This is a genomic window from Enterovirga sp., assembly GCF_035325185.1.
Lineage (GTDB): Bacteria > Pseudomonadota > Alphaproteobacteria > Rhizobiales > Beijerinckiaceae > Enterovirga.
Window position 1 is genome coordinate 16,502 of the sequence record NZ_DAOLAJ010000033.1, and the last position, 18,915, is coordinate 35,416.

Consider the following 18,915-nt stretch of genomic DNA (forward strand, 5'->3'; position numbering starts at 1 on the left):
CTATTCCCCGCTTTCGCGCGCAAGGCCGAGGGCGCGGGCGTAGATGTCGCGGCGCGGCAGGCCCGTCTCGCCCGCGACGAGGGCGGCGGCGTCCTTCACGGTGTGGCGGGCGAGCGCCGCCTTCAGCTTCTCGTCGAGCCCGGCTTCCGCCTCGGCCTGGCGGGCCTCGGGCGAGGGCGGGGCGATCAGAAGCACGATCTCGCCCTTGGGCGTGGGCTCGCCCGCAAGCAGGGCAGCCAGTTCGCCGAGCGCGCCGCGCCGCACCGTCTCGTGCAGCTTGGTCAGCTCGCGGGCGATCGCGGCCGGGCGCTGGCCCAGGATCTCGGCGGCATCCTTCAGGCATTCGGCGAGGCGATGGGGCGCCTCGTAGAGGACGAGCGTGGCGGGGATGGCCGCCAGCGCTTCGAGCCGGGCGCGGCGCGGCCCCGTCTTCGCCGGCAGGAAGCCCTCGAAGAAGAAGCGGTCGGTCGGCAGTCCCGCCACCACCAGGGCGGCGAGGGCGGCCGAAGCGCCCGGAATCGGCACGACCGGCAGCGCGGCCGCGATCGCGGCCTCGACCAGCCGGTAGCCGGGATCGGAGACGAGCGGCGTGCCGGCATCCGAGACGAGCGCCAGGGACTGGCCGGCGCGCAGCCGCTCGATCATCCGGTCCCGGACCGCCTCGCCCGAATGCTCGTGGTAGGCGACGAGGGGCGTCGTGATGCCGTAATGGGCGAGCAGCGTCTTGGTGACGCGCGTATCCTCGGCCAGGATCGCATCGGCCGCCGCGAGGGTCTTGAGCGCCCGCAGGGTGACGTCGCCGAGATTGCCGATCGGCGTCGCGACGAGATAGAGGCCCGGCGCGATCGGATCGGCCTCGGCCGCGAGGCCGAAAGCCGTGAAGCTCGCGGCCTTTCGCGGAGAGGCGATCCTGTTGCCGGCGCGGGCCGTCCGGTTGTCGATCTGGCGCATCGTTCGTTCTTTTACACGATCATATCGTTCTGAAAAGCGAACTCTCTCGCCCGGAACGGAGACCGCAGCGGAATCGCCCCTCAACTCGACGAAGACCGCCCGCTCTTCTAAGTCCCGCGGGTTCAGGAGCATATGCATGAGCGCGAGCATGGCCCAATCCGCCTCGTCCGTCGACGACGACCTCCTCTACGAAGTGCGCGAGGGGATCGGGCAGATCACCTTCAACCGTCCCCGGGCGCGCAATGCCCTCACCTTCGCCATGTACGAGCGCATGGCGCAGATCGCACGCGGCGTGAAGGACGATCCCTCGATCAGGGTGCTGATCATCACGGGCGCGGGCGAGAAGGCGTTCGCCTCGGGCACCGACATCTCCCAGTTCCGGGCCTTCGAGACGCCTCGCGACGCGATCGATTACGAGGATCGCATCGAGAGCGTGCTGGGCGATCTCGAAACCTGCCCCGTGCCGGTCGTCGCCGCCATCGCGGGCGCCTGCACGGGCGGGGGCGCGGCCATCGCGGGATGCTGCGACATCCGCATCGGCACCGCCGATTCGCGGTTCGGCTTCCCGATCGCGCGCACGCTCGGCAATTGCCTCTCGATGTCCAATATCGGCCGCCTCGTCGCGCTGATCGGACCGGCGCGGGTCAAGGATCTTATCATGACCGCCCGGCTCGTCGGGGCCGAGGAGGCGAAGGCGATCGGGCTCCTCAACGAGGTCGTGCCCGACGCCGAGGCGCTGCGGGCCCGCGCCTGGGACCTCGCCCGCGCCATGAGCGGACACGCGCCCCTGACCATGCGCGCCGCCAAGGAGGCCGTCCGGCGCCTCACGCCGCGCATTCCGGCCGAAGAGGGGCAGGATCTCATCCTCTCCTGCTACATGAGCCAGGATTTCCGCGAGGGCATGGATGCCTTCCTGGCCAAGCGCAAGCCGCAATGGAAGGGCGTCTGAGCCGGACCGTGTCCTTCCTCGGCCCTTGCGGCTCGCGGCCGCTGGGTTAGGCTGCTTCCGAACCAAGGGAGACGCTCATGCCCGGCTCGGCGAGATGCATCGGGATCGTCGGCCCGTTCCAGACGGGCAAGACCTCGCTGCTGGAGGCCCTGCTGCACCGGACGGGCGGGATCGAGCGGATGGGCAAGGGGGCGGGCCGCGTCGGCGATGCCAGCCCCGAGGCGCGCGACCACGAGATGAGCACCGAGGCGAATGTCGCGACGGCCGAGTTCCTCGGCGAGCGCTTCGCCTTCGTGGATTGTCCGGGCTCGATCGAGTTCGGCCAGGACATGCGCGACGCGCTCGCGGTGATGGATGCGGCGGTGGTCGTCTGCGAGCCGGACGAGAAGAAGGTTCCCGCGCTCGGCCTGATCCTGCGCGAATTGGAGGATGCGGGCATCCCGCGCCTCCTCTTCATCAACAAGATCGACATCGCGACCCAGCCCCTGCGCGACGTGGTCGCCCTGCTCCAGCCCGCCTCGCGCACGCCGCTCCTCATGCGCCAGATCCCGATCCTCCAGGACGGGGCGACGGCCGGCTTCATCGATCTCGCGCTGGAGCGCGCCTTCCTCTACCGGCGGGGCTCGCCCAGCGAGCCGGTCGAGATCCCGGCGGCCGATCTCGGCCGCGAGAAGGATAGCCGCTTCACCATGCTGGAGCGCCTCGCCGATTACGACGACAATCTCATGGAGGACCTGATCTCCGAGATCGAGCCGGCGCGCGAGCGCGTCTTCGGCGACATCACCGCCGAGAACCGCGCGGGCCAGGTGGTCTCGGTGCTGTTCGGCTCGGCCGAGAACGAGAGCGGCATCACGCGCCTTCTCAAGGCTTTGCGCCACGACGCGCCGCGCCTCGCGGAAACCCGCGCGCGCCTCGGCGTCGCGCCGGAGGGGCCGGCCTTGGCGCAGGTCTTCAAGACCCAGCATACGGGCTTCGGCGGCAAGCTGTCGCTCGTGCGCGTCCTGCGCGGGCGCTTCGGGGAGGGGGAGGTGGTCATGGGCTCCGCCGGCGAGGCGGGCCGCATCGGCGCCGTCGTCTCGGTCTCCGGCGCCCGGACCGGACGCCTCGCCGAGGCCGGGGAGGGCGAGGTCGCGGGCTTCGCCAAGCTCGACGGTATCGGGACCGGGGAGGCGCTGGCGCGCGACAGCCGGCCCGAGGCCCTCGCCGCAGCCGTTCCTCCGCCGCCGACCTGCGCGCTCGCCCTCGGCGTTCTCGACCGCAAGGACGACGTGCGCCTGTCGAGTTCGCTCGCCAAGCTCCTGGAGGAGGATTCCTCGCTCTCGCTCGCTCATCACGCCGATCTCGGCGAGATGCGCCTGTCCGGCCAGGGCGAGATGCATCTGCGCGTCGCGCTGGAGCGCCTGGAGCGGCGCTTCCAGGTCAAGGTCTCCGCCTCCCGCCCGCGGGTCAGCTATCGCGAGACGATCCAGGCTCCGGCCTCCGCGCGCGGGCGCCACAAGAAGCAGACCGGCGGGCACGGCCAGTTCGGCGACGTCGCCATCGAGATCCGCCCGCTTGCGCGCGGGGAGGGCTTCAGCTTCGAGGATCGGATCACGGGCGGCGTCGTGCCGCGCCAATATATCGGCTCCGTCGAGGCGGGGGCGCGGGATTTCCTCCAGAAGGGGCCGCTCGGCTTTCCCGTGGTCGATCTCGCCGTCACGCTGACGGACGGCTCCTATCACAACGTCGATTCCTCCGACGCCGCCTTCCAGGCCGCCGCCCGCCTCGCCATGGCGGAGGCGCTGGCCAAGGCGCGGCCCGTGCTGCTGGAGCCCGTGCTCCAGGTCGAGATTGCCGTGCCCTCGAGCGCCACCGCCCGGGCGACGACGCTGGTCACCGGCCGGCGCGGCCAGATCCTCGGCTTCGAGCCGCGCGAGGGCTGGGAGGGATGGGACCTCGTGCGGGCCCTGATCCCGGAGGCGGAAATGGACGGCCTCATCGTCGAGCTGCGCTCGGCGACGGCCGGCATCGGCAGCTACACGGCGCGCTTCGACCATCTCGCCGAATTGACCGGCCGGCAGGCCGAGCAGGCCAGGATGCAGGCGGCGGGCTGAAGCGGAAGATCGGGGCCGAGGCGGCTGGGCCTTCCACGATCCTTTTGTTCGAGCATGACGGCGCTTCGAGGAGGCGCCGTCATGCCTTAGCGGGTTCGCCGATGATACTGCGATCGAAGCCGAATTTTCGAGAGATCCTCTTCACGATCAACGGCTCGATATTGCCTCGCATCACGCCGCATCTTGCGGCGATCACCGTCATCAACATCGTTGCGATCCTTGCGGCGGAGGAATATCCAGGCATCTTCGCGCAGATGAGTTCGATTCCGTTCACTTTGATCGGCATCGCGCTGTCCGTGTTCATGAGCTTCCGCAACAACGCCTGCTACGACCGCTGGTGGGAGGGGCGGAAGCTTTGGGGCGAGCTCGTCAATTCCTGCCGCTCCTTCGCCCGGCAGGTGTCCGATCTCGACGAGCGCCACCGGCGCTTTCTCCTGCACGGGCTTTGCGGGTTCGCCGCGGGGCTCGCCGCGAGGCTGCGGGGAGAGGACGAGATCGCGGCCATCCGGCACTGGTTCGAGGCGGCCGGGATCGAGAGCAGCCCCAATGCCACGAACGACGTCCTCGACCGCCTCGGCGGATATTGCCTGAGCCTGGTGCGGACGGGGGAATTGGGCGCGATCCGCTATTCCGTGCTCGAAGGGCGCCTCACATCGCTGTCCCACGTGCAGGGCGGCTGCGAGCGGATCACGAACACGCCCGTTCCCTTCGCCTATTCGCTCCTTCTGCATCGCACGGCGGTGATCTTCTGCGTGACCCTGCCCTTCGCCCTGGCGGGGTCCCTGGGCTGGTGGACGCTCCTGCCCGTCCTCCTGGTCGCCTATACGTTCTTCGGGCTCGACGCCCTCGGGCACCAGCTCGAGGATCCCTTCGGGATGGAGCCCAACGCCCTGCCGCTGAACGCGATCCAGCGGACCGTCCAGCGCGAATTGCTGTCGCTGCTCGGCTGCCGGGACCTGCCCGAGCCGGTCGAGGCGGAGGACTACGTGCTGCGGTAGCGGGGATCGCGGCGCGGCAGGGCCCGCATATAGCGCCGCCCTGCCGGGCGCGAGGTCCGGTTGCCGGCCGGCTTGCGGCATGATTGCCTGACGGACTCTGGATGTCACAGTCAGGGCGATCCCGCCGCCATGCGCAACGGCTCATTTCCGCCTGTCCCGACCGATCTCTCCGGGCGCCCCGGCGCCGGCGGTTCTTCGGCCGAGACGAAATTCGCCATCGGCCAGCCCGTCCACAGGCGCGAGGACCCGATTCTCGTCCAGGGCAGGGGGCGCTATACCGACGACGTCCGGGCCGAGGGCGAGGCCCATGCCGCCTTCGTGCGCAGCCCCTTCGCGCATGGGGTGATCACCTCGGTCGATCTCGAGGCGGCGCGCGCGATGCCGGGCGTGCTCGCCGTCTACGGCCCGCAGGACCTCGCCCATTACGGCGACTTCCCGAACGTGACCGCCTTCAGGAACCGCGACGGCTCGCCGATGCTGAAGCCGCGGCGCAAGCCCCTCGCGCTCGACAAGGTGCGCTATGTGGGCGATCCGGTGGCCTTCGTCGTCGCCGGGACGGTGGCCGAGGCGCGCGAGGCGGCGGAGGCGGTCGTGATCGAGGTCGAGCAGCTTCCGGCCGCCCCGACCGCCGGGGCGGCGGCGGCCGAGGGCGCCCCGCAGCTCTATGACGACATTCCCGGCAACCTCTTCCTCGATTTCCAGTATGGCGACGAGGCCCGGGTGGAGGAGGCTTTCGCCCGCGCGGCGCATGTCGCGCGGCTGCGTCTTTCGAGCCACCGCCTCGTCATCAACCCGCTGGAGCCCCGCGCGGCCATCGGCGAATGGGACCCGGCGGAGGAGAAATACACGCTGACGGCCGGCTCCCAGGGCGCCTTCGGCATGCGCAACATGGTGTCGGGGGTGCTGGGCGTCCCCAAGGAGAAGCTGCGCATCCTGACCGGGAATGTCGGCGGCTCCTTCGGCATGAAGATCGCTCCCTTCCCGGAATATATCGGCGTGCTGCATGCGGCGCGCGATCTCGGCCGGCCGGTGAGATGGACCGACATGCGCTCGGAGAGCTTCGTCGGCGATTTCCACGGCCGCGGCATCGAGGTGGAGGCGGAGCTGGCGCTCGATGCCGAGGGCCGGTTCCTGGCCCTGCGCATCGAGGGACAGGCCGATCTCGGCGCCTATCTCGCGCCGGTCGCGCCCCTCTTCGCCACGATCAACATCCCGAAGAACGCGGTCGGCGTCTACCGCACGCCCGCGCTCTCGACGCGGATGAGATGCTACCTCACCAATGCCGCGCCGGTCGGGGCCTATCGCGGCGCCGGGCGGCCGGAGGGCAACTACATCATGGAGCGGCTCGTCGAGACGGCCGCCCGCGAGATGGGGATCGATCCCGTGGCGATGCGGCGGCTGAACCATATCCGGCCGGACGAGATCCCCTACGCGACGCCGGTCGAGACGACCTACGATTCGGGCGAATACACCGCGCTTCTCGACCGGGCGCTGGACGCCGCCGACTGGGACGGCTTCGTTGCCCGCAAGGCCGGGAGCGCCGCGCGCGGCCTCCTGCGCGGGCGGGGCATCGGCCAGTACCTGGAAGTCACCGCCCCGCCCCAGAACGAGATGGGCGGCATCCGCTTCGAGGCGGACGGGACGGTGACCATCGTCACCGGCACGCTCGATTACGGCCAGGGCCACTGGACGCCCTTCGCCCAGGTGCTCTCGGCCCATCTCGGCGTGCCCTTCGAGGCGATCCGCCTGCTCCAGGGCGATTCCGACCAGCTCGTCGCCGGGGGCGGGACGGGCGGCTCGAAATCCATCATGGCGAGCGGGGCCGCGATCATCGAGGCGTCGCGCGAGGTGATCGAGAAGGGCCGCGCCGTCGCCGCCGAGCTGCTGGAGGCCGGCATCGGCGATATCGAGTTCGGGGACGGCCGCTTCACCATCGCCGGGACGGATCGCAGCATCGGCATCATGGAACTCGCCGCCCGGCTCCGGCAGGGCGTCGCGCTTCCCGAGGGCGTGCCGCGCTCGCTCGACGTGCGGCACATCCACAAGCTCTCGCCCTCGGCCTATCCGAACGGATGCCACGTGGCCGAGGTCGAGGTCGACCCGCAGACGGGCACGGTGCAGGTCGTGCGCTACGTCATGGTCAACGATTTCGGCACGATCGTGAATCCGCTTCTGGTGGAGGGCCAGCTCCATGGCGGCGTCCTCCAGGGGATCGGCCAGGCGCTCCTGGAGCGCACGGCCTATGACGAGGAGGGTCAGCTCGTCTCGGGCTCGTTCATGGACTACGCCCTGCCGCGCGCCGAGGACGCGCCGCCCTTCGTCTTCGAGAGCCGTCCCGTTCCCGCCACCACCAACCCGCTCGGCGCCAAGGGCTGCGGGGAGGCCGGATGCGCGGGCGCGCTGCCCTCGGTCATGAACGCGCTCGTCGATGCGTTGCGCGAGGTCGGGGTGGAGGAGTTCGACATGCCGGCGACCCCGGCCCGCGTCTGGGCGGCTATCCGGGCCGCGCGCGAAAAGAGGCCGCGCTGAAGCGCGGCCTCGGCATCGTCACAGGCCCCAATAGGGCGTGACGCCGTAATAGGAATGCAACTCGCGCTCCTTGTCGCGATCCTGCCATTTGTAGTCGTCGTTCTTGTAGAAATCCGGCGCGCCCTTGAGCTGGTCGGCCGTGAGGTCGGTCTTGTAGCCGCCGAGACTGGTATTGTAGTCGAGCTTGCTCCAGGGGACGGTGTAGTCCTCCTCCCCGAGCCCCAGGAAGCCGCCGAACCCCATCACGGCATAGGCGACCTGGCCGCTTTTCTTGTCGATCATCAGGCGCTTGATCCAGCCGATATGCTGGTCGTCGACGCCATAGACCTCTGTTCCCTCGACGCGGTCGCTTTCGATCAGGGGATGCGTCGGGCTCTCCGAGCCGGGCGCCTCGCTGCGGGTCTCCGCGGACAATTGGGTCATGGACCCCTCCTCTTTCCGGTATGACAAGGCAACGATTCCCCGGGCTCGAAGGTTTCCGGGTGCTTGCGGCCACCTATATCGGCCCCATGGCTTCGCGCGCGGCCGATCTCCTCACCCTGACGCCCCAGGGCCTCTATTGCCCGGCGGGCGGCTTCCATGTCGATCCGGTCCGGCCCGTCGAGCGGGCGCTGATCACGCACGGCCATTCCGACCATGCCCGGTTCGGCCATCGCCACGTCATGGCGACGCGCGAGACGCTCGCCATCATGGCCATCCGCTACGGCGCGGATTTCGCGGGGACGACCCAGGAGGCGGTGCCGGGCGAGGTGGTGCGGATCGGGGGCGCGAGCGTCTGCTTCGTGCCCGCCGGGCACGTGCTCGGCTCGGCCCAGATTCTCATCGAGCAGGGCGCCTGCCGCGGGCAGGGAGCGTGCCGCCTCGTCGTCTCGGGAGACTACAAGCGCGGGCGCGATCCGACCTGCCTGCCCTTCGAGCCGGTTCGCTGCGACGTCTTCATCACCGAGGCGACCTTCGGTCTGCCGGTCTTCCGCCATCCCGATGCGCGGGACGAGGTGGCGAAGCTTCTCGAGTCCGTGGCCTTGTTTCCCGACCGGACCCATCTCGTCGGCGCCTACGCCCTGGGCAAGGCGCAGCGCGTCATGGCGCTCCTGCGCGAGGCGGGCTATGGCGAGCCGATCCGGCTCCACGGCGCGATGGAGCGCCTGACCGAGTTCTACAAGGCCGAGGGCATCGCGCTCGGCGAGACGCCGAAGGTCGCGGCCGATCGGGCGGTCAAGGGCATCGTCATCTGCCCGCCCTCCGCCATCCAGGACCTCTGGGCGCGGCGCTTTGCCGATCCCGTCACCGCCTTCGCCTCGGGCTGGATGCGGGTCCGCGCCCGTGCCCGCCAGAAAGGCGTCGAGCTGCCGCTCGTGATCTCCGATCATTGCGACTGGGACGACCTCTGCCGCACCATCGCCGAGACGCAGGCGGAGGAGGTCTGGGTGACCCATGGCCAGGAGGATGCGCTCGTCCATTGGTGCCGGAGCCGGGGCATCCGGGCGCGGCCGCTGAACCTCCTGGGCTATGGCGACGAGGAAGCCGACGCGGCGGGGGAGGGGGGATGAAAGGCTTCGCCCGCCTCATCGACCGGGTCGGCTACGAGCCGCGCCGCAACGCCAAGATACGGCTGATCGCGGATTATTTCCGCCGGACGCCCGATCCCGAGCGCGGCCTCGCGCTTGCGGCGCTGACGGGCTCGCTGAGCTTCCGCCATGCCAAGCCGGGCATGGTGCGCGGGCTCGCCATGGAGCGGATGGACCCGGTTCTGTTCCGGCTGTCGCGCGACTATGTCGGCGACACCTCCGAGACCGTCGCGCTGATGTGGCGGCCTCCCGTCTCCCCCGGAAACGGGGAGGGGGACGGCCCGCGCCTGTCGGAAGTGGTGGCGGGCCTCGCCCAGACGGGCAAGGTCGAGCTGCCCGCCCTGATCGCCTCCTGGCTCGACCAGCTCGACGAGACCGGCCGCTGGGCGCTTCTCAAGCTCATCACGGGCGAATTGCGCATCGGCGTCTCGGCGCGGCTCGCCAAGACCGCCGTGGCGGGCCTCGGCGAGGGAATCGCGCCGGACGATGTCGAGCATGTCTGGCACGGCCTCGCCCCCCCCTACGAGGAGCTTTTCGCCTGGGCGGAGGGGCGGGCGGCGCGTCCGTCGAGCCTCGATCCGGCGCCGTTCCATCCACCCATGCTCGCCCATCCGGTCGAGGAGGAGGATTTTGGCCGGCTCGACGCGGCCGAGTTCCGGGCGGAATGGAAATGGGACGGCATCCGCCTCCAGGCGGTGGCGGGCCGCGACCGTGAAGGCCGGCTCGTGCGGCGCATCTATTCGCGCACGGGAGAAGACGTTTCCGGCGCCTTTCCCGATCTCGTCGAGGCGCTGGATTTCGAGGGCGCGCTCGACGGCGAGCTGCTCATCGTCAGGGACGGCCGCGTGCAGAGCTTCAACGTGCTCCAGCAGCGCCTGAACCGGAAGAGCGTGACGCCGCGCATGCTCGCCGACTATCCCGCCCATCTGCGCGTCTACGATGCGCTGGTCCTCGGCGGCGAGGATCTGCGGGAGCGCAGCTACGATGAGCGCCGCGCCCGGCTCGAGGCGTTCGTCGCGGGGCTCGGGGAGGCGCGCATCGACCTGTCGCCGCGGATCCCCTTCGCGGATTGGGACGAGCTGGCGGCGGCGCGCGCCGATCCGGCCTCGGCCGGGGCGGGCGCCGATGCCGAGGCGATCGAGGGCTGCATGATCAAGCGCGGCTCCTCGCCCTATCTTCCCGGCCGGCCCAAGGGGCCCTGGTGGAAATGGAAGCGCGAGCCCTATCTCGTCGATGCCGTGCTGATGTATGCGCAGCGCGGCTCCGGCCGGCGCTCCTCCTATTATTCGGATTTCACCTTCGGCTGCTGGCGCGATGGGCCGGGGGGGCCGGAGCTGGTGCCGGTCGGCAAGGCGTATTTCGGCTTCACCGACCAGGAGCTGTTGCAACTCGACCGCTTCGTCCGCAACCATACCGTCCAGCGCTTCGGCCCGGTGCGGGAGGTGGAATACGGGCCGGATCGCGGATTGGTGCTGGAAGTCGCCTTCGAGGGCATCCAGCGCTCGGCCCGCCACAAATCGGGTCTCGCCATGCGCTTCCCGCGCATCCACCGCATCCGCTGGGACAAGCCCGCCGGCGAGGCCGACCGCCTCGACGCCCTGGAGAAAATCCTCGCCAAGGGAGAGACCGAGATGCATCCGAAGAGAGGGGAGGTCCCGGCATGAGCCGCATCGCCGTCGAGCCCGTCGCGGCGGGGGAGGTCACGCGCCAGGCGGCGGCCCGGATCGCGGTCGAGACGCATGGGCCGGGCTTCACGGAGCTGACCGAGGCGGTCCGCCGCTTCGTCGCCGGAAGCGGCATCCGGACGGGGTTCGCGACGCTGTTCTGCCGCCACAGCTCGGCCTCCCTCCTGATCGGGGAGAATGCCGATCCCGACGTGCGGCGGGACCTCTTGATGGCGCTCGACCGGCTCGCTCCGCGCCATGCCGGCTATGTCCACGACGCCGAAGGGCCGGACGACATGCCGGGCCATATCCGCGCCATGCTGACGGGGGCTTCCCTCGCCGTTCCGATCCTGGAAGGACGCCTTGCGCTCGGGACCTGGCAGGGACTGTTCCTCGCCGAGCACCGCGACGCGCCGCACCGGCGCGAGGTGCTCGTATACCTTTCCGGAGGGTAACTTCTTCTGCGCCCATGACGATGGGTGTAAAGGATTCTATGGTGAGCGAAGACACAACGAGACCGCCCCCTTCGGGCGGCGATCCGGCATGGGAGACGCCGACGTTGCAATCCAGCGTCAGGATCATCATCGTCGACGATCATCCGCTCTTCCGGGAGGCGTTGCGGCGCGCGCTCGAGACCATCCTGCCTCAGGCGGAGGTGGCCGAATGCGCGGGGCTCGATCCGCTCCAGGAGGCGCTCGGGCGCTCCCGCGAGGTCGATCTCGTGCTGCTCGACCTTACCATGCCGGGCGTCCAGGGCTTCTCGGGGCTGATCTACCTGCGGGCGCAATATCCCGAGATTCCGATCGTCATCGTCTCGGCGACCGAGGAGCCGGAGGTGATCCGGCGCGCGATCCATTTCGGCGCCTCGGGCTTCATCCCGAAATCCCTCGATCTCGACGGCATCGGCAATGCCGTCCGCACGGTCCTCTCGGGCGATATCTGGGCGCCGCCGGATGTCGATCTCGACCATGCCGACGACCGCGAGACCTCCGACCTCGTGCGCCGGCTCGGCCGGCTGACGCCACAGCAGATGCGCGTCCTGATGATGCTGTCGGAGGGCCTGCTCAACAAGCAGATCGCCTACGAGCTGGGTGTCTCGGAGGCGACCGTGAAGGCCCATGTCTCGGCCATTCTCCAGAAGCTCGGCGTCGACAGCCGCACCCAGGCGGTCATCGTCGCCGGCCGGATCGGCGCGACGGGCCGGGCGGGCGGATAGGGATTACGGCCGGATCTCGCCGAGGGACCAGGGCAGGTCCTCCCCGCCGCGGAAGATCACCACCTCGTCCCCGGCGACCGGCACGGCCTTCGGCATGCGGCCGGGGCGCCGGTGCAGCGTGATCGTGCCCTCGTTGAGGGGCAGGCCGTAGAAGCGCGCGCCGTTGAGCGAGGCGAAGGCTTCGAACTTGTCGAGCGCGCCTTCCTCGTCGAAGACCTGGACGTAGCATTGCAGCGCGCTCGCCCCGACGAAGACGCCGGCCGCGCAGCATTCCGCCTCCTTGCGGAGGCGCGGGTGGGGCGCGGTGTCGGTGCCGATGAAGAAGCAGGCCTCCCCCGAGGTCGCCGCCTTGCGCAGGGCGAGGCGGTGGCGCTCGCGCTTGGCGATGGGCAGGCAATAGAGGTGCGGGCGCAGCCCGCCCTGGAAGATCGAGGTGCGGTTGATGACGAGGTGATGGGGCGTGATCGTCGCCGCCGCCCGGCCGGCATGGGCGCGGACGATGTCGAGCGTCTCGGCGGTCGTGGCGTGCTCGACGACGATGCGCAGCCCCTGGTGGCGCGCGAGCAGCGGCAGCATCTCCGATTCCATGAACACCGCCTCGCGGTCGAAGATGTCGACCTGCGGATCGGTCGTCTCGCCGTGGACGAGGAGCTTCATGCCGATGCGCTCCATGCGCTCGAGCACGGGGGCGAGTGCCGCGATGTCGGTCACGCCGGAATGCGAGTTGGTCGTCGCGCCGGCCGGATAGAGCTTCGCGGCGACCCAGATGCCTTCCGCCCAGCCGCGCTCGATATCGTCCGGCGAGGTCGCGTCGGTGAGATAGCAGGTCATGAGCGGCTCGAAATCGCACTCCTCCGCCCGCGCGGCGAGGATGCGCTCGCGATAGGCGGCCGCCATGGCCGAGGTCGTCACCGGCGGCACGAGGTTCGGCATGACGATGCCGCGCCTGAACTGCGCCGCGGTGAAGGGCAGGACGCTCGCCAGCATGTCGCCGTCGCGCAGATGGACGTGCCAATCGTCCGGGCGGCGGATGGTGATCGCCTCGCGCGCCTCCGGCTGTGGAGCGGGAGGAGCGCCGAAGATCGTCTCGACAGTCATGAACTGGCCTCGCCTCGTGCAAGATCGGAAACCGGAATCCCGGCCGCGGGGCCGCCGGGCTCGGCCTCCCGCGGCCCATAGGTGCGGAAAGCCTGGACGACGCGGGCGATCTCGTCCTCGGGCAGCAGGACGGGCTCGCCGATGCCGAGCGCCAGCGCATATTGCCGGCACAGCGTCTCGACCTCGACGGCGAGCCACAGGGCGCGCGCGAGGCTCGGGCCGGCGGTGATCATGCCGTGATTGGCGAGGAGGCACGCCTGCCGGTCCTGCAGCGCCTCCAGCGCCGCGTCCGACAGCGCCTGCGTGCCGAAGGTCGCGTAGCGGGCGCAGCGGATGGTCGGGCCGCCGGCGGCGGCGATCATGTAATGGGCGGCGGGGATGTCGCGCCGGCAGATGGCGAAGGCCGTCGCATGCGGCGGATGGGCGTGGACGACGGCGCCGATCTCCGGGCGGGCCGCCAGGATGTCGCGGTGGAAGCGCCATTCGGACGAGGGCGCGAGGCGGCCCAGGGCGGTCCCGTCCATGCCCATTCTCACGATGTCCTCCGGCCGGAGCGCCTCGCAGGGAATGCCGGAGGGCGTGACCAGCAGTCCCTCGCCGAAGCGCACCGAGACGTTGCCGGAGGTGCCCTGGTTCAGGCCGGAGGCGTCGAGGCGGATCATCGCCTCGACGATAGCCGCGCGGATCGCCGCCTCTTCGTTCACGGCTCCATCCCCAGCCGCCAGTCGATAGGAGCGAGACCCCGGCTTTCCAGCCACTGATTCGCCCGGCTGAAGGGCCGGGAGCCGGGGAAGTCGCGGGCGCGGTTGAGCGGGGAGGGATGGCCGCTCTCGATCACGAGATGCTTCGTGCGGTCGATCAGGGGCGCGCGGCTGTGCGCGGGCCCTCCCCAGAGCAGGAAGACCACGGCCGGCCGGCCGGCCGAGACGGCGGCCACCGCCTCGTCCGTGAGGGCCTGCCAGCCGATCTTCATGTGGGCGCCGCTCTGGCCGACGAGGGTGGTGAGCGCGGCGTTGAGAAGCAGCACGCCCTGCCTCGCCCAGGAGGTCAGGTCGCCGCTCTTCGGCACCGGGCCGCCGAGATCGTCGGCGAGTTCCCGCAGGATCACCTTCAGCGAGGGCGGCAGCGAGTGCTTGCCCCGGAAGGAGAAGGCGAGGCCGTGCGCGTCGCCGCGGCGCGGATAGGGGTCCTGCCCGAGGATCACGACCTTCACATGGTCGAGCGGCGTGAGGGTCAGGGCGCGGAAGATGTCCTCGGGCGGCGGCGCGATCTCGGCTCCAGCGGCGATCTCGGCATCGAGCCGGGCCGCGATCCGGTCGGCCGCGCCCGAGGCGAAGAAGGCGAGTTCGCGCCAGCCGGCCGCTTCCGGCCCGGCCCGAAATCGCGCGAGCGCGGAAGTCACCGGACCCTTCTCCTGTTCCATCGCATCCTCCGGCGGCGCGCCTTCCGTCTTCCCGAAAGTCGGGGCGAGGGCAAGGCCGCGCTCCTTGACGCGGGGCCGGGTGGGCCTTAGGAAGCGGATATCGAGCGTGGGCGAGCCGTCCGCGCTCATCGTCGTTTGGATGCGTGCCCATGGCTTCGCGTCCAGGCATCCCGCCACAGCTGCAAAGAAGCCCGGCCCGCGCATCGCGATGCGCCCGAGCCGGGGATCGAACACGGAGAGAACGATGTTCGCAGTGATCAGGACGGGCGGCAAGCAGTTCCGCGTTGCCGCCGGCGATACCATCACGGTTCCGAAGCTCGCCGCCGAGGCCGGCGCCACGGTCACCTTCGAGGAGGTGCTGATGCTCTCCCGCGAGGGCGGGGTCGAGGTCGGCGCGCCCTGCATCGAGGGCGCCTCGATCTCGGGCGAGGTGGTCGCGCAGGCCCGCGGCCCGAAGGTCATCGCCTTCAAGAAGCGCCGCCGGCAGAATTCGCGCCGCAAGCGCGGACACCGCCAGGACCTCACGGTCGTACGGATCGGGACCATCGCCTGAACGGCGGCTCTCGGGGAGACCCCTGAGGCGATCGGACCGGCCGGGGACGGGTGATTTTCCGCACCGACTCGGCTAAAGGGATATTCGAGTTTCGAGGTTCAAGTCATGGCACACAAGAAAGCGGGCGGCTCCTCGCGCAACGGGCGCGATTCCGACGGCCGCCGCCTCGGCGTCAAGAAGTTCGGCGACGAGCGCGTCATCGCCGGCAACATCATCGTGCGCCAGCGCGGCACGAAGTTCCATCCGGGCGTGAATGTCGGCATGGGCAAGGACCATACCCTCTTCGCGACGACGGAGGGCCGCGTGCGGTTCCTCACGAAAGCCGGCCGAGCTTTCGTAGACGTGGTTCCCGCCCAAGAGGCGGCCGAGTAGACGGCGGAGACCTGTTGCCTCCGCCGGGTGTCGCACAGACCCGGGCGGATCGCATGAGAGGGACCTCGCAAGGTTCATCCGATCCGAAGGGGAGGTGGGGCACCGCCTCCCCTTTGTCGTTCGGCCGGGCGCCAGCCCTGCCGCAGATCGGAGAAGAGCGATGTTTCCCGACCTGACCAGGGATGACGTGTTCCGGCTCGAGACCCGGCGGCTCTGGCTTCGCTGGCCGCGCGCCGCCGATGTTCCCGCCCTCCTGCGCCTCGCCGGCGAAAAGGCGGTGGCCGAGATGACCGCCCGCATCCCCCATCCGCTCGCGGAAGAGGACGCGACGGCATTCGTGCTGGAGAGCCGGCGGGCCAATATGGAGGGGCAGGCGCTCGTCATGGCGATCACGCCCCGCGCGCAGCCCCGCTCGCTGATCGGCACCGTCTGGATCCGGGCCGGCGAGGAGGCTGGGCGGCCCCGTCTCGGCTATTGGCTCGGCCGTCCCCATTGGGGCGAGGGGTTCGCCACCGAGGCCGCGCAGGCGATGGTGGATGCGTTCTTCGCCTATACGGAAGGCGGGGAATTGACCGCCGCGGCGCGGATCCCGAACCCGGCCTCGCGGCGGGTCCTGGAGAAGTGCGGCTTCTCGCCGGCCGGCACGGGCCTCATGCCCTTCCCGGCGCGGGGAGCGGTCCTTCCGGTCGAGCGCTTCCGCCTGGATCGGCGGGGTTGGCGCAGCTTCGAGGACCGTTCGACCATGGCCTTCGTGCCGCGGCTCGAGCCCGGGCAGGCGGCGCTGCATCCCTAGCGCATTTTCTTTCCGCGGGGCGGGTCCGCCCCGCGGAAAAATCCTTATACCTCTGCGTCATGAAATTTCTGGACGAAGCCAAGATCTTCATCGCCGCGGGGGCGGGCGGCAACGGCTGCGTCGCCTTCCGGCGCGAGAAGTTCATCGAGTTCGGCGGGCCCAACGGCGGCGACGGCGGCAAGGGCGGCGACGTCTGGGCGGAGGGCGTCGAGGGGCTGAACACGCTCATCGACTATCGCTACCAGCAGCATTTCAAGGCCGGGCGCGGCCAGCACGGCATGGGCCAGAACCGGGCGGGCCATGCGGGCGCCGATGTCGTGCTGAAGGTGCCCGCCGGCACCGAGATCCTCGACGAGGAAGGCGAGGAATTGATCGCCGAGATCATGGAGGTCGGCCAGCGGGTGAAGCTGTTGACGGGCGGCAACGGCGGCTTCGGCAACGCGCATTTCAAGTCCTCGACCAACCGGGCGCCGCGCCGGGCCAATCCGGGCCAGCCGGCGCAGGAGCGCTGGATCAGGCTGCGGCTCAAGCTGATCGCCGATGCCGGGCTCGTCGGCCTGCCCAATGCCGGCAAGTCCACCTTCCTCGCCGCCGTGACGGCCGCGAAGCCCAAGATCGCCGATTATCCCTTCACGACGCTCCATCCGGGCCTCGGCGTCGTGCGGGCGGACGGGCGCGAATTCGTGCTCGCCGACATTCCCGGCCTGATCGAGGGCGCCCATGAGGGGGCGGGGCTCGGCGACCGCTTCCTCGGCCATCTCGAGCGCTGCCGCGTGCTGCTGCATCTCGTGGACGGCACGCAGGAGGACCCGGCGGAAGCCTATCGCGTCATCCGGGAGGAACTCTCCGCCTATGGCGGAGGGCTCGACGAGAAGCCCGAGATCGTCGCCCTGTCGAAGGCCGACGCCCTGGAGCTGGAGATGGCGGAGGAGCGCCTCGCGGCGCTCGCGGCGGCTTGCGGCACGACCCCGCTTCTCCTTTCCTCCGCCTCCGGCCTCGGCGTCGAGGAAGCGCTGCGCTTGCTCTTCGCCCGCATCGCCGGCGCCCGGCGGGAGGAGAAGGAGGCGGCGGAGCCGGATACGAGCTGGCAACCCTGACAGGGGTCTCAGCCCTCCGCCGCGACCTGTCCCGCCTCGGCCATCATCCGCGCCCGCGCCGAGAGGCGCTCGGTCTCGCTCTTGAGCTGGCCGCAGGCGGCGAGGATGTCGCGCCCGCGCGGCGTGCGGACGGGCGAGGCATAGCCGGCCCGGAAGACGATCTCCGAAAAGCGCTCGATCCGGTCCCAGTCCGAGCATTCGTAGCGCGTGCCGGGCCAGGGATTGAAGGGGATCAGGTTGATCTTGGCCGGGATGCCCCGCAGCAGCCGCACCAGCTCGCGCGCATCGGCGTCGCTGTCGTTGACGCCCTTCAGCATCACGTATTCGAAGGTGATGCGCCGCGCATTCGAGAGGCCCGGATAGGCGCGGCAGGCATCGAGGAGCTGTGCGATCGGGTATTTCTTGTTGAGCGGCACCAGCTCGTTGCGCAGGTCGTCGCGGACGGCGTGGAGCGAGATGGCGAGCATCGTGCCGGCGCGCTCGCCCAAAGCCGGCAATTCGGGCACGACGCCGGAGGTCGAGACCGTGATCCGGCGGCGCGAGAGCGTCAGGCCCTCGTGGTCGCTCATCACCTCGGCCGCCGCGACGACATGGTCGAGATTGTAGAGCGGCTCGCCCATGCCCATGAAGACGATGTTGGTGATCGCCCGCTCACCTTCGGCCGGGATCAGGCCGTCCGTGGGCCGCGTGCCGCCGGGCCAGTCGCCGAGCCGGTCGCGCGCGACGACGAGCTGGGCGGCGATCTCGGCCCCCGACAGGTTGCGGACGAGCCGCTGGGTGCCGGTATGGCAGAAGGAGCAGGTCAGCGTGCAGCCGACCTGCGAGGAGACGCAGAGCGTGCCGCGGTCGCTCTCCGGGATGTAGACGCACTCGATCTCGGCGGGCTTGCCCCCGCGATCGGCCGGATGGGCCGGCATGCGCAGCACCCATTTGCGGGTGCCGTCCTTCGAGACCTGCTCCGCCGCGATCTGCGGGCGGGCGAGGGTCGAGGTCTCGGCGAGGCGTAGGCGGAGCGCCTTGCCGACATTGGTCATCTCGTCGAAATCGCCGATGCCCCGACTGTAGATCCAGTGCCAGAGCTGGCCCGTCCGCATGCGCCATTCGCGCTCCGGCACGCCGATCGCCGCGAGATGGTCGCGCAGCCCCGCGCGGGTGAGGCCGACGAGCGAGGGGAGGGCGGCGGGAGCGCGGGGGACGAGCGCCCCCGCGCCCGGCGGCGCGACCGGGGCGGAAGGAAGAGGGATCATGGCAAGGGGTCTGGCGGCCGGAGCGCCGCCGGCCGGATCGTCCGGGATCAGATTCCAGCCGCCATGGCGGCGGGCTCGACCGAGGAGAGCTGGCTCTCGGCCGCGGCGCGCTCCTGGCCGGCGGGGTTCCTGACGCGATATTGGAACTCGCCGCTGGGGGTGGCCGGCATCAGGCGCACGATCTCGTAGACTGTGTTGCCGGCCGGATCGGGATAGCGGGCCGCCATGCGGACCTGCTGACCCACCCGGAAGCGGTGCTCTGCCATGGACCTCAACTCCTCTACCGGGCATGCCCTGTGGAAGGGGCATGCCAAAGACGGGATGCTCCGCCGTGGCGGGGCCGGGCGGAGCTGAAGGCCCCGGC

General features: G+C 70.3%; 19 protein-coding genes. 12 read left to right on the forward strand and 7 right to left on the reverse strand.

The window, feature by feature from the left end; genetic code table 11:
- Entirely contained in the window at positions 1–951 is a 951-nt protein-coding gene (rsmI, locus tag PKD06_RS08780) for a 16S rRNA (cytidine(1402)-2'-O)-methyltransferase (protein ID WP_324379602.1), read from the reverse strand.
- A 136-nt stretch (positions 952–1,087) separates the two neighbouring features.
- On the opposite strand from rsmI, the gene PKD06_RS08785 reads away from it, so the two are divergent.
- The 4 genes from PKD06_RS08785 to PKD06_RS08800 all read left to right on the forward strand — a co-directional run bounded on the left by PKD06_RS08785 (position 1,088) and on the right by PKD06_RS08800 (position 7,520).
- Positions 1,088–1,900 (forward strand): enoyl-CoA hydratase/isomerase family protein, encoded by an 813-nt coding sequence (locus tag PKD06_RS08785; protein ID WP_324379604.1) that lies wholly within the window; start codon positions 1,088–1,090, stop codon positions 1,898–1,900.
- 77 nt (positions 1,901–1,977) lie between these two features.
- Entirely contained in the window at positions 1,978–3,993 is a 2,016-nt protein-coding gene (locus PKD06_RS08790; protein ID WP_324379606.1) for an elongation factor G, read from the forward strand.
- 101 nt (positions 3,994–4,094) lie between these two features.
- A complete protein-coding gene (locus PKD06_RS08795) occupies positions 4,095–4,991 on the forward strand; it encodes a bestrophin family protein (RefSeq protein WP_324379607.1) in 897 nt (298 codons plus the stop codon).
- A 129-nt stretch (positions 4,992–5,120) separates the two neighbouring features.
- The gene (locus PKD06_RS08800; RefSeq protein ID WP_324379610.1) at positions 5,121–7,520 is read left to right on the forward strand and encodes a xanthine dehydrogenase family protein molybdopterin-binding subunit; all 2,400 of its coding nucleotides are present in this window, start codon (positions 5,121–5,123) and stop codon (positions 7,518–7,520) included.
- Between the two features lie 18 nt (positions 7,521–7,538).
- Here PKD06_RS08800 and PKD06_RS08805 read toward each other — a convergent pair whose 3' ends face one another.
- Positions 7,539–7,943, reverse strand: coding sequence for a PRC-barrel domain-containing protein (locus PKD06_RS08805; protein WP_324379612.1), 405 nt, complete (start codon positions 7,941–7,943; stop codon positions 7,539–7,541).
- 86 nt (positions 7,944–8,029) lie between these two features.
- On the opposite strand from PKD06_RS08805, the gene PKD06_RS08810 reads away from it, so the two are divergent.
- From PKD06_RS08810 to PKD06_RS08825, 4 genes are all read left to right on the forward strand, one after another.
- The gene (locus tag PKD06_RS08810; protein WP_324379638.1) at positions 8,030–9,070 is read left to right on the forward strand and encodes a ligase-associated DNA damage response exonuclease; all 1,041 of its coding nucleotides are present in this window, start codon (positions 8,030–8,032) and stop codon (positions 9,068–9,070) included.
- A complete protein-coding gene (locus PKD06_RS08815) occupies positions 9,067–10,752 on the forward strand; it encodes a cisplatin damage response ATP-dependent DNA ligase (protein ID WP_324379614.1) in 1,686 nt (561 codons plus the stop codon). Before PKD06_RS08810 ends, PKD06_RS08815 begins: the two co-directional genes overlap by 4 nt.
- Positions 10,749–11,207: a secondary thiamine-phosphate synthase enzyme YjbQ gene (locus tag PKD06_RS08820; protein WP_324379615.1), complete on the forward strand. Its 459-nt coding sequence runs from the start codon at positions 10,749–10,751 to the stop codon at positions 11,205–11,207. Before PKD06_RS08815 ends, PKD06_RS08820 begins: the two co-directional genes overlap by 4 nt.
- 104 nt (positions 11,208–11,311) lie before the next feature.
- Positions 11,312–11,968, forward strand: a complete 657-nt coding sequence (locus PKD06_RS08825; RefSeq protein WP_324379618.1) for a response regulator transcription factor — start codon at positions 11,312–11,314, stop codon at positions 11,966–11,968.
- 3 nt (positions 11,969–11,971) lie between these two features.
- Here PKD06_RS08825 and pyrC read toward each other — a convergent pair whose 3' ends face one another.
- The 3 genes from pyrC to ung are packed head-to-tail and all read right to left on the reverse strand — an operon-like array spanning position 11,972 to position 14,489.
- On the reverse strand, positions 11,972–13,066 hold the full coding sequence (gene pyrC, locus PKD06_RS08830) for a dihydroorotase (RefSeq protein WP_324379620.1): 1,095 nt from the start codon (positions 13,064–13,066) through the stop codon (positions 11,972–11,974).
- Positions 13,063–13,770, reverse strand: a complete 708-nt coding sequence (locus PKD06_RS08835; protein WP_324379622.1) for a class II aldolase/adducin family protein — start codon at positions 13,768–13,770, stop codon at positions 13,063–13,065. Before PKD06_RS08835 ends, pyrC begins: the two co-directional genes overlap by 4 nt.
- Positions 13,767–14,489, reverse strand: a complete 723-nt coding sequence (ung, locus tag PKD06_RS08840; RefSeq protein WP_324379624.1) for a uracil-DNA glycosylase — start codon at positions 14,487–14,489, stop codon at positions 13,767–13,769. Before ung ends, PKD06_RS08835 begins: the two co-directional genes overlap by 4 nt.
- A 244-nt stretch (positions 14,490–14,733) precedes the next feature.
- On the opposite strand from ung, the gene rplU reads away from it, so the two are divergent.
- The 4 genes from rplU to obgE all read left to right on the forward strand — a co-directional run bounded on the left by rplU (position 14,734) and on the right by obgE (position 17,304).
- Positions 14,734–15,042: a 50S ribosomal protein L21 gene (gene rplU / locus PKD06_RS08845; RefSeq protein WP_324379626.1), complete on the forward strand. Its 309-nt coding sequence runs from the start codon at positions 14,734–14,736 to the stop codon at positions 15,040–15,042.
- A gap of 105 nt (positions 15,043–15,147) precedes the next feature.
- A complete protein-coding gene (gene rpmA, locus PKD06_RS08850; RefSeq protein ID WP_324379628.1) occupies positions 15,148–15,414 on the forward strand; it encodes a 50S ribosomal protein L27 in 267 nt (88 codons plus the stop codon).
- A 160-nt stretch (positions 15,415–15,574) separates the two neighbouring features.
- Complete coding sequence (locus PKD06_RS08855; RefSeq protein ID WP_324379630.1) at positions 15,575–16,207, forward strand: GNAT family N-acetyltransferase; 633 nt, start codon at positions 15,575–15,577, stop codon at positions 16,205–16,207.
- Between the two features lie 59 nt (positions 16,208–16,266).
- Complete coding sequence (gene obgE, locus PKD06_RS08860) at positions 16,267–17,304, forward strand: GTPase ObgE (protein ID WP_324379632.1); 1,038 nt, start codon at positions 16,267–16,269, stop codon at positions 17,302–17,304.
- Between the two features lie 8 nt (positions 17,305–17,312).
- Here the strand turns inward: obgE and rlmN are convergent, their stop codons facing one another.
- Both rlmN and PKD06_RS08870 read right to left on the reverse strand, forming a co-directional pair.
- Positions 17,313–18,551, reverse strand: a complete 1,239-nt coding sequence (gene rlmN / locus PKD06_RS08865; protein WP_324379634.1) for a 23S rRNA (adenine(2503)-C(2))-methyltransferase RlmN — start codon at positions 18,549–18,551, stop codon at positions 17,313–17,315.
- 47 nt (positions 18,552–18,598) lie between these two features.
- The gene (locus PKD06_RS08870; protein WP_324379636.1) at positions 18,599–18,817 is read right to left on the reverse strand and encodes a hypothetical protein; all 219 of its coding nucleotides are present in this window, start codon (positions 18,815–18,817) and stop codon (positions 18,599–18,601) included.
- Positions 18,818–18,915 lie beyond the last annotated feature (98 nt).

What these genes read in the sequence shown, in the direction of transcription:
- PKD06_RS08815 (WP_324379614.1), top strand. Translation starts at nt 9,067, where the DNA reads ATGAAAGGCTTCGCCCGCCTCATCGACCGGGTCGGCTACGAGCCGCGC.
- rsmI (WP_324379602.1), bottom strand. Translation starts at nt 951, where the DNA reads ATGCGCCAGATCGACAACCGGACGGCCCGCGCCGGCAACAGGATCGCC.
- rlmN (WP_324379634.1), bottom strand. Translation starts at nt 18,551, where the DNA reads ATGATCCCTCTTCCTTCCGCCCCGGTCGCGCCGCCGGGCGCGGGGGCG.
- obgE (WP_324379632.1), top strand. Translation starts at nt 16,267, where the DNA reads ATGAAATTTCTGGACGAAGCCAAGATCTTCATCGCCGCGGGGGCGGGC.
- rpmA (WP_324379628.1), top strand. Translation starts at nt 15,148, where the DNA reads ATGGCACACAAGAAAGCGGGCGGCTCCTCGCGCAACGGGCGCGATTCC.
- PKD06_RS08785 (WP_324379604.1), top strand. Translation starts at nt 1,088, where the DNA reads ATGAGCGCGAGCATGGCCCAATCCGCCTCGTCCGTCGACGACGACCTC.
- PKD06_RS08810 (WP_324379638.1), top strand. Translation starts at nt 8,030, where the DNA reads ATGGCTTCGCGCGCGGCCGATCTCCTCACCCTGACGCCCCAGGGCCTC.
- PKD06_RS08870 (WP_324379636.1), bottom strand. Translation starts at nt 18,817, where the DNA reads ATGGCAGAGCACCGCTTCCGGGTGGGTCAGCAGGTCCGCATGGCGGCC.
- PKD06_RS08800 (WP_324379610.1), top strand. Translation starts at nt 5,121, where the DNA reads ATGCGCAACGGCTCATTTCCGCCTGTCCCGACCGATCTCTCCGGGCGC.
- PKD06_RS08805 (WP_324379612.1), bottom strand. Translation starts at nt 7,943, where the DNA reads ATGACCCAATTGTCCGCGGAGACCCGCAGCGAGGCGCCCGGCTCGGAG.
- rplU (WP_324379626.1), top strand. Translation starts at nt 14,734, where the DNA reads ATGTTCGCAGTGATCAGGACGGGCGGCAAGCAGTTCCGCGTTGCCGCC.
- PKD06_RS08855 (WP_324379630.1), top strand. Translation starts at nt 15,575, where the DNA reads ATGTTTCCCGACCTGACCAGGGATGACGTGTTCCGGCTCGAGACCCGG.
- pyrC (WP_324379620.1), bottom strand. Translation starts at nt 13,066, where the DNA reads ATGACTGTCGAGACGATCTTCGGCGCTCCTCCCGCTCCACAGCCGGAG.
- PKD06_RS08795 (WP_324379607.1), top strand. Translation starts at nt 4,095, where the DNA reads ATGATACTGCGATCGAAGCCGAATTTTCGAGAGATCCTCTTCACGATC.
- PKD06_RS08820 (WP_324379615.1), top strand. Translation starts at nt 10,749, where the DNA reads ATGAGCCGCATCGCCGTCGAGCCCGTCGCGGCGGGGGAGGTCACGCGC.
- PKD06_RS08790 (WP_324379606.1), top strand. Translation starts at nt 1,978, where the DNA reads ATGCCCGGCTCGGCGAGATGCATCGGGATCGTCGGCCCGTTCCAGACG.
- ung (WP_324379624.1), bottom strand. Translation starts at nt 14,489, where the DNA reads ATGGAACAGGAGAAGGGTCCGGTGACTTCCGCGCTCGCGCGATTTCGG.